Origin of the sequence: Streptomyces sp. NPDC002809, from assembly GCF_040295435.1 — a bacterium.
Classification (GTDB): Bacteria; Actinomycetota; Actinomycetes; order Streptomycetales; family Streptomycetaceae; genus Streptomyces.
The window spans coordinates 40245-51712 of record NZ_JBEOVJ010000017.1; the positions used below are offsets into that span (position 1 = coordinate 40245).

9 protein-coding genes are annotated in these 11468 nt (G+C 69.7%); 7 read left to right on the forward strand and 2 right to left on the reverse strand.

Features of this window, described 5'->3' with window-relative positions; genetic code table 11:
* Positions 1–520: 520 nt before the first annotated feature.
* The 4 genes from ABT025_RS13595 (at position 521) to rhaS (ending at position 5375) form a co-directional block, all read left to right on the forward strand.
* Positions 521–2050 (forward strand): sugar ABC transporter ATP-binding protein, encoded by a 1530-nt coding sequence (locus ABT025_RS13595; RefSeq protein WP_350993339.1) that lies wholly within the window; start codon positions 521–523, stop codon positions 2048–2050.
* Positions 2047–3102: an ABC transporter permease gene (locus tag ABT025_RS13600; protein WP_350993343.1), complete on the forward strand. Its 1056-nt coding sequence runs from the start codon at positions 2047–2049 to the stop codon at positions 3100–3102. Before ABT025_RS13595 ends, ABT025_RS13600 begins: the two co-directional genes overlap by 4 nt.
* A complete protein-coding gene (locus tag ABT025_RS13605) occupies positions 3095–4147 on the forward strand; it encodes an ABC transporter permease (RefSeq protein WP_350993346.1) in 1053 nt (350 codons plus the stop codon). Before ABT025_RS13600 ends, ABT025_RS13605 begins: the two co-directional genes overlap by 8 nt.
* A gap of 139 nt (positions 4148–4286) precedes the next feature.
* Complete coding sequence (gene rhaS, locus ABT025_RS13610; RefSeq protein WP_350993348.1) at positions 4287–5375, forward strand: rhamnose ABC transporter substrate-binding protein; 1089 nt, start codon at positions 4287–4289, stop codon at positions 5373–5375.
* Between the two features lie 263 nt (positions 5376–5638).
* On the opposite strand, the gene ABT025_RS13615 is transcribed toward rhaS, so the two are convergent.
* Together ABT025_RS13615 and ABT025_RS13620 are read right to left on the reverse strand one after the other, a co-directional pair.
* Positions 5639–6598, reverse strand: coding sequence for an aldo/keto reductase (locus ABT025_RS13615; protein ID WP_350993350.1), 960 nt, complete (start codon positions 6596–6598; stop codon positions 5639–5641).
* The gene (locus ABT025_RS13620) at positions 6595–8538 is read right to left on the reverse strand and encodes a DUF8034 domain-containing protein (RefSeq protein ID WP_350993352.1); all 1944 of its coding nucleotides are present in this window, start codon (positions 8536–8538) and stop codon (positions 6595–6597) included. The genes ABT025_RS13615 and ABT025_RS13620 overlap by 4 nt, the downstream gene beginning before the upstream one ends.
* A 110-nt stretch (positions 8539–8648) precedes the next feature.
* Between ABT025_RS13620 and ABT025_RS13625 the strand changes: the two genes are divergently transcribed.
* From ABT025_RS13625 to ABT025_RS13635, 3 genes are all read left to right on the forward strand, one after another.
* Positions 8649–9488, forward strand: a complete 840-nt coding sequence (locus ABT025_RS13625) for an amidohydrolase family protein (RefSeq protein ID WP_350993354.1) — start codon at positions 8649–8651, stop codon at positions 9486–9488.
* 122 nt (positions 9489–9610) lie between these two features.
* A complete protein-coding gene (locus ABT025_RS13630) occupies positions 9611–10597 on the forward strand; it encodes an acetylxylan esterase (RefSeq protein ID WP_350993360.1) in 987 nt (328 codons plus the stop codon).
* 68 nt (positions 10598–10665) lie between these two features.
* Positions 10666–11433, forward strand: a complete 768-nt coding sequence (locus ABT025_RS13635) for a GntR family transcriptional regulator (protein ID WP_350993362.1) — start codon at positions 10666–10668, stop codon at positions 11431–11433.
* The last annotated feature ends 35 nt before the right edge of the window (positions 11434–11468 follow it).

Consider the following 11468-nt stretch of genomic DNA (forward strand, 5'->3'; position numbering starts at 1 on the left):
TGCGCCGGACGGCGGGCGGCGGCACGGTCCGACTCGGCTGTCGGAGGCCGGGTGTGTCCCCGGTCGCGGTTGGGCGGGGCGAACGCCTTACCTGCTCCTGGCCCCTGACGCGTTGCGTTCGCCCGCACCTGCGGCCGCCGGGGAGGCGGGTCCCGGCCGGGCGGGAGTCAACGGGAGTGGCGGCTCGGGCAGCGGCAGGTATCTGAAGCCAGGTAGGTAGTGAATCGATTCATCCAGCTGGGTGAATTTAACTGTCCGTACGGGCGTCGTCAAGGCCCCCCATTGGGGCGGCCGTGTTATCGGATCGTGTCCGTCGCCGCGGCCGAGCGTCGTCGCCGCCGCCTCGCGCTCGCAGTCCAGTGGTGCATGACAACGTTTTCTCAAGCTCCGGTCCGCTCCTCCGCTTTTGATGCGTGGCGCCCTCTTGACGTGTTCATGGTAGCGGGGCTAGCTTCCCGGAAACTCCACTGAAACATTTCATGTCGAGTGCTCTGCTCGGCACAAGCACGGGAGAGTGCCCATGACGCACCCCGAACCGGAGACGACTCCGGTACTCGCGCTGGAGGGGGTGAGCAAGTCCTTCGGTGCCGTCTCGGCTTTGCGCGGTGTGTCCCTGCGGCTGTATGCCGGAGAGGCCCACGCCCTTGCCGGTGAGAACGGCGCCGGCAAGTCGACCCTGATCAAGGCGCTGGCCGGTGTGCACCGCCCCGACTCGGGCACGGTCCTGCTGGACGGCGAGCCCGTCGAGTTCTATGGTCCGGCCGACGCCCGCGACGCGGGCGTCGCCGTGATCTATCAGGAGCCCACGCTCTTCCCGGACTTGTCCGTCGCGGAGAACATCTTCGTGGGCCGCCGGCCGAAGCGTTCCCTCGGACGGGTGGACCACCGCGCGGTCCGGCAGGCCGCGGCCGACCTGTTCGAACGCCTGGGCGTCGACCTCGACCCCGACCAGCCGGCGCGCGGGCTGTCCATCGCCGATCAGCAGCTGGTCGAGATTGCCAAGGCTCTCTCCTTCGACGCCCGCGTCCTGATCATGGACGAGCCGACCGCCGCGCTCACCGGCAGCGAGGTCGCCCGCCTGTTCGGCGTCGTCAGGACGCTTCGTACGCAGGGCGTGGCTGTGCTGTTCATCTCGCACCGGCTGGAGGAGATCTTTGCGCTCTGCCAGCGCGTCACCACCTTGCGCGACGGCGCCTGGATCGCCAGTGAGCCGCTCGAAGGTCTGAGCGAGGACGACCTCGTACGTCGCATGGTCGGCCGCAACCTGGACGAGCTCTATCCGAAGCAGGCCACGGAGCTCGGTGAAGTGGCCCTCAGGGTAAGCCGGTTGACTCGGGAGGGGGTGTTCACGGACGTCTCCTTCGAAGTCCGGCGAGGTGAGATCGTCGGACTCGCGGGCCTCGTCGGAGCCGGCCGCAGTGAAGTGGCCCGCGCAGTGTTCGGCGTCGACCGGTTCGACGGCGGCGAGGTCGAGGTCCTCGGCCGGAAACTGCGCACGGGTGCCCCGAGCCTGGCGATGGCCGCCGGCCTCGCCCTCGTACCCGAGGACCGCCGGGCCCAGGGCCTGGTGACGGACATGTCCATCGAACGGAACATCGGGCTCACCGGCTTCGCCACGACCACCCGCGCCGGTCTGATGAACCGTTCCGCCGAACGTGACCGAGCGGTGGACTGGGCGGTCAGGCTCCAGGTCAAGTACGCCCGGCTCGCCGATGTCGTCGGCACGCTCTCCGGCGGCAATCAGCAGAAGGTCGTCCTCGCCAAGTGGCTGGCCACCGCCCCGCAGGTGCTGATCGTGGACGAGCCGACCCGCGGGATCGACGTCGGTACCAAGGCCGAAGTGCACCGACTGCTTTCCTCGCTGGCCGCGAAGGGGGTCGCGGTGCTGATGATCTCCTCCGACCTCCCGGAGATTCTCGGCATGGCCGACCGGGTGCTCGTGATGCACGAAGGAAGGCTGACCGCCGAGATCCCCAGGTCCGAGGCGACCGAGGAGACGGTGATGGCGGCGGCGACCGGCCGAACCGACCGAGGAAGGAAGGCGGCATGACCGTGACCGCAGACCCGGTGCGGCAAGAGCCCGCCCCCCGGTCCCTCGCCTCCCGACGGCTCGTCGACAGGGTGTTCAGAGCCCGTGAACTGGCCGTCGCCCTGGTGCTCGTTCTGATGCTCGGCGCGACCCAGCTCTACAACGCCGAGTTCCTGTCCGAGCAGGGCATCAAGGACCTGATGCTGAACGCGACCATCCTGGTGCTGGTCGCCGTCGGCCAGGCAGTGGTGGTGATCACCCGCAACGTGGACCTGTCGGTCGGCTCCGTGCTCGGCATCTCCGCCTTCGCCGCCGGCGTCTACCTCCAGGACGGCGGCAACCCGCTGGTCGCGGTCCTCCTTGCCGTCGGCCTCGGCGCGCTCCTCGGCGTTCTCAACGGAGCCCTGGTGAGCCTGGGCAAGGTGCCCGCACTCGTCGTCACCCTGGGCACGCTCTACATCGTCCGCGGAATCGACTCCATCTGGGTCGGCTCCCGCCAGATCACCGCCGACGCACTGCCCGCCGGTTTCGTCGACTTCGGCCACGACGGCATCTGGGTGCTGCCCTGTCTCGCCCTGCTCGCCGTAGCCGTGCTGGCCGGGGTCGCGTACTACCTGCGCAGCTACCCCGGCGGACGCGACCTCTACGCACTCGGCTCCAGCCCCGAGGCCGCCCGGCTCGCGGGAATCCCGGTCCGGGCAAGGACCATGACGGCCTATGTGCTCTGCGGTGCCCTCGCCGGTCTCGCCGGAGCCCTCTACCTGGCCCGCTTCGGCAACGTCGACTCAGCCACCGGCAGCGGATACGAACTCACCGTGGTCAGCGCCGTCGTCGTCGGTGGCGTCGCCTTCACCGGCGGCTCCGGCACGGTGTACGGCGCCGCCCTCGGCGCCCTTCTGCTCACCTCCATCAACAGCGTGCTCCCCGCCATCGGTGTCAGCTCCGTCTGGGTCACCGCGATCAACGGGTTCCTGCTGCTGCTCGCCATCGCAGCTGACCGGATCCTGGCCCTGCGGGTGGCCGCGGGGCTGCGCAGGAAGGCCGCACAGATGAGGAGTGCCCGCCATGCCTGACACCGTCAGGACCACGTCCCCCGCCGCTCAGACACCGGTCCTCGCCCGTCTCGGGGGAGCGGTCCGCTGGGACACCGCCGTCGGCGCCCTGCTGCTGACCCTGCTGATCTGTTCGTTCTCCCTCGTCGACAACTTCGGCAACGCGCTGAACGTTTCGTTCCTGATCGGCAACACCCTGCCGATCGCCCTGATCGCCCTGCCCATGACCATGCTCGTGGTCTCCGGCGAGGTCGACCTCTCCGTCGGCTCCACGGCAGGTCTGTCCGGAGCGGTGATGGGCGCGCTGTGGAACGCCGGGATGGCGATCGAGACGATCATCCCGCTGTGCCTGCTGCTCGGCGTGGTCTGCGGCCTGATCAACGGCTTGCTCGTCACCCGGCTCGGGCTGCCCTCGCTCGCCGTGACCATCGGCACCATGGCGGCCTACCGCGGCATCGCGCAGATCGTCCTGGGCTCCGACTCCGTCACCGACTTCCCCACCCAGTACCTGGACTTCGGCGCCGGCCGTATTGGTGACACCTTCGTCCCGTACGCCGCCATCCCCTTCACCGTGCTGCTCGCCGTGGCCGTCGTGGTCCTGCACGCCACACCGATGGGCCGCTCCCTGTTCGCCACCGGCGCCAGTGAGGAGGCGGCGCGATTCTCCGGTATCCGTGTCAAGCGGCTCAAGCTCTCCATGTTCGTGACCACCGGCGTGATCTCCGCGCTCACCGGGGTCTTCTGGGCGCTGCACTACGCAAGCGCCCGCTATGACAACGCCACCGGTCTCGAACTGTCCGTCATCGCGGCGGTGTTGCTCGGAGGCATCGACTTCGACGGCGGGAAGGGGACCCTGGGCGGAGCCGTCGCCGGCGTGCTCTTGCTCGGCACCCTGCAGAACGTCATGAGCCTGATCAACGTCTCTGCCCAGTCCCAGATCGTGGTCACCGGTGTCCTGCTGGTGATCTCCGTCCTCGCTCCTCGGGTCGGCCGCCGGGTTTCCCTGGCCAGGGCCCGCAGAAGAACCGCTGCGACGGTCATCTCGTCCCCGGCCGGAACGTCCTGACCTACCGTCACCGCCCGGCCCGGCAGGCTCCCGCACGCCGCACCACCGTGGAGCCGTGCACATCCCTGCACGTATTCCCTCACCGTCCGGGCATCCGCCCGCCAGTCCCTGCCGCCCGCGGCAGTGAAAGGAAACCGTCATGTACGGCCCCACCGCCCGAAACGCCAGGCTGACCACAGCCCTCGCCGTCACCGCAGTCCTCGCCCTCGGTGCCACCGCCTGCTCCGGCACCACCAAGGACTCCGCGAACAAGGAGGCCGGCCCGGCCGCGGCCACCGGCAAGGCCGATCCCGGCAAGGCCATCAAGAAGGGCCTCACGGTCGCCTTCCTGCCCAAGCAGGTCAACAACCCCTACTTCACCACGTCGGACAACGGGGGCAAGAAGGCCCTGGAGCAGCTCGGCTCCACGTACAAGGAGGTCGGCACCAGCAGCGGGACCGACACGTCCGGACAGGTCTCCTACGTCAACACCCTGACCCAGCAGCAGGTCGACGCCATCGCGGTCTCCGCCCAGGACCCGGGCGCCCTGTGCACCTCCCTGAAGCAGGCCATGAAGAACGGCGTCAGCGTCGTCACGTACGACTCCGACACGCAGACCGACTGCCGCCAGGTCTTCGTCTCCCAGGCCGGTGCCGAGGACCTCGGCCGTACCCAGATCCAGCTGCTGGCCAAGCAGATCGGCGGCAAGGGCGAGATCGCGATCCTCTCGGCGGCCCAGACGGCCACCAACCAGAACACCTGGATCGACTTCATGAAGGACGAGCTGAAGAAGCCCGAGTACAAGGACATCAAGCTCGTCAAGACCGCCTACGGCGACGACGACGCCCAGAAGTCCTTCCAGCAGACCCAGGGCCTGCTTCAGGAGTACCCCGACCTGAAGGGGATCGTTTCCCCCACCACGGTCGGGATCAAGGCGGCCGCCCAGTACCTGTCCGGTTCCAAGTACCGGGGCAAGGTCAAGCTGACCGGCCTGGGCACCCCGAACGACATGCGCGCCTACGTCAAGAACGGCACCGTCGAAGGCTTCGAGCTGTGGGACCCGGCCGAGCTCGGCGCCCTCGCCGCCCACACGGCCGTCGCCCTGGAGTCCGGCCGGATCACCGGCGCCGAGGGGGAGACCTTCAAGGCAGGCGACCTGGGACAGTTCACGATCGGGAAGGACGGCGTGGTCCTGCTCGGCAAGCCGACCGTCTTCGACAAGGCCAACATCGATCAGTTCAGGTTCTGAGCCCCATGAGCGCGGTGGGGTCGCGCCGGTGCAGGGTGGGAGGCGGCCGGGGAAGAGGTGGGTGAAGCGATTCATGGCGGCAGGGGGTGCGGACGCGAACTTCGGACAGGCCTGCGCCGGCGGGACCCGGTCCCCGCAACCACCGCGGTGGGAGCGGAGATTGCGGGGATGACCGGCGCGGCGCCCGCAGGCCCGCCTGCAGTGCTGCGAGGCCGGGCCTGCAGTGCTGCGAACGGGGCCCGCAGCACTGCAGCAGCTCTCGGTCACCGCCCGACGCGCTCCTCCAGCAGCTGCTCGGGAACGAACCCGGCCCTCGCGAGCCGCTGCCAGAGCTCCTCCGGGACCGGGAAGCGGGCGGCCGCCGCGTTCGCCGCCACCTCGGCAGCTGAACGGCAGCCGAGGACGACCGAGTCGACGGCGTGATGCAGCAGGGGGAACTGGATCGCAGCGGCGTGGATCGGCACCTCGTACGCGTCGCACAGGGCCCGGCACTGCCGCGCCCGCTCCAGCGCCTCCGCGGGAGCCTGCCGGTAGTTGAACATGGCGCCGGGAGCCGGGTCGGCCAGGAGGCCGGTGTTGAAGACGCCCCCGACGACCACCGCGGTGTCCGTCCTGGCGCACAGCGGCAGCAGCGTGGTGAGCGCCTCGTGGTCGAGGAGGGTGAGGCGGCCCGCGATGAGTACGACGTCGACCTCGAAGTCCTCCACGTACGAGGCGAGCGGACCGCTGTGGTTCATGCCGAACCCGATGGCCCGGACCAGCCCTTCGTCGCGCAGTCTGCGCACCGCCGGATAGGCGGTGCGGCGGATCTCGTCCGGGTAGTGGTCCGGGTCGTGCAGATACAGGATGTCGACGCTGGAGCGGCCCAGGCGGGTCAGGCTCGACTCCAGGGACTCCCGGATGCCGCGCTCCGTCCAGTCGGTGATCACCTCGCCGGGCGAGCCGTCCGGCCGGGGGCGCAGGAGCCAGCCCGTCTTGGTGGAGATCACCGGGTCGGTGACACCGGAGGGGGCGAGCAGCCGGCCCAGGCGCTGCTCGGCGAGGCCGTGTCCGTAGCGGGGCGCGGTGTCGAAGTACGTCATCCCGGCGGCGCCCGCCGCCTCGATGGTCGCGGCGGCGTCCTCGTCACCGACGGCCTCGAAGAGACCGCCCAGGGGGGCGGTGCCCAGACCGAGGCGGGGCAGGGTGAAGGGCAGCCGCTTCGCTGCCGGCCGGTCGGTCATGCCGTCTCCCAGGGTGAGGTGCAGGCCGCGCGGCCTGCGCGCAGCGTCATGGTCAGGGTCAGCCGGATCCGTGAGTTCGCGGGGAGGCCGACACGGCAGTAGGGTCCGTCGACCGGCTGCTCGGGGCCGTCGTCCATGCGGACCGAGGCGACGTGGTGCTCGGCGAACGAACCCGCCTGCACCAGCAGGGAGCGTGCCGTACCGCCCAGGTTGACCAGCTCCACGACCGTGTGGTCCGGGCGGATGTCGGAGACGAGCGCGGCGACTTCCGGCGGGAGGCCGGGACGGCGGGCGTCCGCGTCGTGGTAGCGCACGTGCAGGTGGGCGAGGCCTCCGTTGTAGAGGACCTGCGGGGAGCCGGTGGTCAGCTGCAACAGGGCTTCGGTCAGCACGGGGTTGAGGTGCTGCCAGTGGTGGATGTCCAGCGCGTCCGGGCCGACCGCCGGGTCCACGGTGTCGTTCTCGATGGCCTCGACCCGCTCGGCGCAACTCGCCAGGGCGCTGCGCAGCATCCGCTCGGGGTACTGCGGGTTCCGCCCGTGCAGGAACTCGTACCAGGGCTCCTCGTGCCCGGCCTCGTCCTTGATGCGCTGGGTGTGTACGGCGGTCCAGTCCCAGCGGGACGCGGAACGCAGCCGCTCGATCCGCTCGCGGTCGGCCTCGTCGCGGCTGAAGTGCCACAGGCCGACCGGCAGTTGACCCGGCATGACGGTGTAGTCGAACCAGCCGGAGTCGTTGTGCCGCTGGGGCACCATGAGTGTGCGCTCGGCCGTCATCGCGCTCAGGTGCGGCTCCCAGCGCTCACCGAGCGTGCCCATGCCGCCGATGCCGCGCTGTTCGGCGTGTGACAGCACCACGTCGAGGGGGTTGCGGGCGAGGTCCAGGAACCCCCGGTCGCCGGTGAGGAGAGTCGCGTTGGCCGCGCCGATGACGGTGGCGCTGCCGACGGGGGACAGGCCGTGCGGCCAGGACCATCCGTAGTGGCCGCCGTACCAGCGGCCGTCCAGATACTCGCCCACCACACCGTTCAGGCCCGCGTTGTCGGGCACGACGTCGCGGCCCGCGAGCCGCTCCTGCCACACGCCGACGTACTCCGCGACCCAGTCCGCGTAGCGCTGATCGCCGCTGAGCAGGAAGGCCTGAGTCGCGAGGCCGGTGGCTGCCAGGTTCACGATCGTGTCACCGCGCCCCATCCGGTCCCACATCGCGCGGCCGTAGGCGCGGGCACGCTCGGGCGACGCCTCCAGGTCGTCGAACGAGGCGCCGTCGTCGAAACCGTCCAGCGGGAGGCCGTACGGGCGCAGAGCCGGGCTCCACGGGAAGTACGGCTCTTCGTCGCTGAAGCCGAATCGTGGTCCCGCCGAGCCGTTGTGCGGGGCGCGGAGCACCCGGTTCCCGCGGTCGTAGTTGGGGCCGCCGGGAAGATAGAAGTCGGCGAAACGGAGGGCGAGTTCGCGCAACTCCTTGTCGTCCGGGTCCGCGAGACACAGACCGTAGAAGAGCAGCAGGCCCTCGCCCTGGTGGAACCAGTCGTAGCCCCGCTCCAGGCCGTCGCGGAGCATGCCCATCTCGGTGAGCTGTGCGGTGACGCCGCTCCAGTGCCGCCGCGCGGCGGTCAGCAGGTCCGCGCTGCCGCCCAGCAGGTACAGCGTCGGCCAGTTGAAGAACGGCTCGTAGAAGTCGTCCACGCCGTCCCGGCCGTCCAGCCCCCGGCCGAGTGTGTCCCTGAAGACGAGGCGGCCGTCCCCCTCGGTGTATCGGTCGGCGAAGAGCCGCCATGCCTTGTTCTGGACGGCGAACAACTGCCGTTCCAGCTCCGCCCATCGGGGAAGGTCGGTGACGCTCCGGGTCGCGGTCAGTAGTGGTCCGTGGGCCGCTGCCCCTGTGTGTGTGCCGGTCCGCTCAGGCCTGAGCATCGAGAACACCTGCTCCCTCGTCACGTAAGCATTGAATAATCGCCCATCGATAGCCGATGGTTAGACTCACCGGCGGGGAGCCGACGTGTCAATACTCAGGAGCCGCCCCGCACGCCCCGAGGAGGAGGCGCATCGTGATCGACTGTCATGTTCACCTGTGGGATCCGGCTGAGGGATTCCCGTGGATCAGGCCAGGTGGTGAGCACCATCACACCTTCGGCGAAGGTGAGTTGGAGCAGTCCGCCACGGGCCTGGACCTGACCGGAGCGGTACTGGTCGAGGCCTCGCGCGGTGATGCGGGAGAGACGCAGGCCTTGCGCGAACTGCGCCTGGGTCGCCCGGACCTGGTGGCCGGATACGTGGCCAACCTGCACGTCCACGGCGCCGACGGGCCAGGCCCGCTCCGCCTCCTCCTGCACGAGTGGGGCGCCTCGCGTCCCAACGGAATGAGGCTCGGCGGCGCCTCGTGGGCGGACACTCCCGAGCCGGCCCGCGCCCTCGTCCCCGTGCTGGCCGAGGAGGGCCTTGTGCTGGAGCTCAATCTGCATCAGGGGGCGTTGACTGCGGCGGCCGGCGTCGCCGACCGGCACCCCGAGCTGACGGTTGTCGTCGACCACCTGGGCAACCCGCCGGACCCGCGCCTGCCGGCGGCGGACCAGTGGTACCGCGACATCGAGCGGGCTGCGGCCAGCCCGAACGTGGTCGTGAAGGTCTCCGGGCTGCTCACCCAGCAGCACGGGGCTCCGCCGGGGCGCGTCGCGCACATGGTGCGGCACGTGGTGGACACGCTCGGCCCCGACCGCTGCCTCATCGGTTCCGACTGGCCGATCTGCCTGCCCCGTGGCTCAAGGGCCGACTCGCTCGCGATGTCCCGGTCCGGACTGGCGCACCTGACGGGCGATCAACGGGAGCGGGTACTGCACATGACGGCGGTCCGCGTGTACGGCCTCGGCGGTGAGCGTCGTCGTGGTTGACCGTCCACGTGGTTGACAGTGCTCGAACGCCCCTGATTCGATTCCCTCGATGATCGATAGGCGATGATCAGTGACCGACTCCGCCTCGCCGGGAGTCGGCCCCGACCTCCGCGGAGATGCTCATGGCACATTTCGACTTTCCCCTGGACGAGCTGGAGAAGTACCTCCCGGCTCTCCCCGAGCCGGACGACTTCGATGCCTTCTGGCAGGAGACGCTTGCGCAGCAGGAGGGGTTCGGCCTCGCCGCGACGTTCGATCCGGTGCCCAACGGGCTCGCGACGATCGACACCTTCGACGTGACCTTCGCCGGCTACGGCGGCCACCCCGTGCGGGGCTGGTTCCATCTCCCGGTGACCCGCACCGGTCCACTTCCGGTCATCGTGGAGTTCCTGGGCTACGGAAGCGGCAGGGGGGCGCCGCACGAGATACGGCTGTGGGCCGACGCGGGGTACGCGCACTTCGTCATGGACACCCGCGGCCAGGGGGCCGAGACGCCCGATCCCGACCCGGCCAGCGGTGACATCGCGGCGCCCGGCTTCCTCACCCGCGGCGTGCTCGACCCGCTCCGCTACTACTACCGGCGCCTGTACACCGACGCGGTGCGTGCCGTCGCCGCGGCGCGCACGCACCCGGACGTCGACCCGGCCCGCGTCGTGGTCACCGGCACCAGTCAGGGGGGCGGCATCGCGCTCGCCGCCGCGGGCCTGGTCCCCGACCTCGTGGCAGCCATGCCGGACGTGCCGTTCCTGTGCCACTTCCCGCGCGCGACCACGATCACCGACATGCCGCCGTACGACGAGGTCACCAGGTTCGTGAAGCGGCACCGCGAGCACGCGGCCACGGTGGCCCGCACCATGTCCTACTTCGACGGTGCCACTCTGGCCCGGCGGGCGAATGCGCCGACACTCTTCTCCGTCGGCCTGATGGACCGCATCTGCCCGCCCTCCACGGTGTACGCGGCGTTCAATCACTACGGCGCCCAGCGGAATGTGAATCGGTCCGACAAGCAGATACGGGTGTATCCCTTCAACGATCACGAAGGCGGCGGGCCCGCCCACGAGGTAGTCAAATTGGAGTGGCTGGCCGATCAGCTGGAAACCTCGGTGTGACTCCATCGAGGGAAGACGGGCGCGTATTATGTCGCAACTGACGTGCCCCAGTGCAGGATTGGGAATTCATGGCATCAAATGCTTCCGGTGGATTCGTCTCCACGCTGGCCACCAACAAGGACCGGTTCCGCAAGACCCTGATCTCGGACCAGGTGTACGACCTGCTCCGCCAGGCCGTTGTCGAAGGCGATCTCGCGCCGAACGACCGCGTGGTCGAGTCCGAGATCGCGCGGCGGCTCGGCGTGAGCCAGGCCCCGGTGCGCGAGGCCGTCAAGAGGCTTGCCCGTGAAGGCCTGTTCACGCATGTACCGAGACGTGGCCACTTCGTCGTCGAGGTCTCCTCGCAGGACGCGGTGTACGCCCGGCAGGTGCGTGAGCCGCTGGAGAGTCTCGCCGCGCAACTCGCCACGGAGCACATCACGCAGGAGCAGCTCGCCGAACTCGATGCGCAGGTCGAGCGGATGCACGGGGCGGTCGCCACGAACGACATCAGCAGCTTCCGCGACGCCGACATCGAATTCCACAGCTTGGTCGCCCAGTTCGCGGGCAATCCGTTCCTCGCCCGTATGTGGGAGGTCATCGAGCCGAGTCTGCGCACCCTTCGTGCCATCTCCGACCCGCTCTTCGACGGTGACAGGCGTGCGATGGCGGACGAACACGGCCGTCTGGTCGCTCTGCTGAGGGAGGGCGAGCCGGGCAAGGCGGCCCAGGCGTTCGCCGACCACGCCGCCGGCCGCGGACCCGTTCCGGACGAGCGGGAGACGAAGCAGCCGCGCAAGAAGGCTGCCGCGGCGAAGCGGACGACTCCCAGGAAGACTGCGGCGAAGTCGGACTGATCAAATGTCATGGGCCCGATCCGGAGTTTCCCGGG

Excerpts from the sequence above, each read along its gene's own strand:
- ABT025_RS13595 (WP_350993339.1), top strand. The coding sequence starts at position 521 with ATGACGCACCCCGAACCGGAGACGACTCCGGTACTCGCGCTGGAGGGG.
- ABT025_RS13600 (WP_350993343.1), top strand. The coding sequence starts at position 2,047 with ATGACCGTGACCGCAGACCCGGTGCGGCAAGAGCCCGCCCCCCGGTCC.
- ABT025_RS13605 (WP_350993346.1), top strand. The coding sequence starts at position 3,095 with ATGCCTGACACCGTCAGGACCACGTCCCCCGCCGCTCAGACACCGGTC.
- rhaS (WP_350993348.1), top strand. The coding sequence starts at position 4,287 with ATGTACGGCCCCACCGCCCGAAACGCCAGGCTGACCACAGCCCTCGCC.
- ABT025_RS13615 (WP_350993350.1), bottom strand. The coding sequence starts at position 6,598 with ATGACCGACCGGCCGGCAGCGAAGCGGCTGCCCTTCACCCTGCCCCGC.
- ABT025_RS13630 (WP_350993360.1), top strand. The coding sequence starts at position 9,611 with ATGGCACATTTCGACTTTCCCCTGGACGAGCTGGAGAAGTACCTCCCG.
- ABT025_RS13635 (WP_350993362.1), top strand. The coding sequence starts at position 10,666 with ATGGCATCAAATGCTTCCGGTGGATTCGTCTCCACGCTGGCCACCAAC.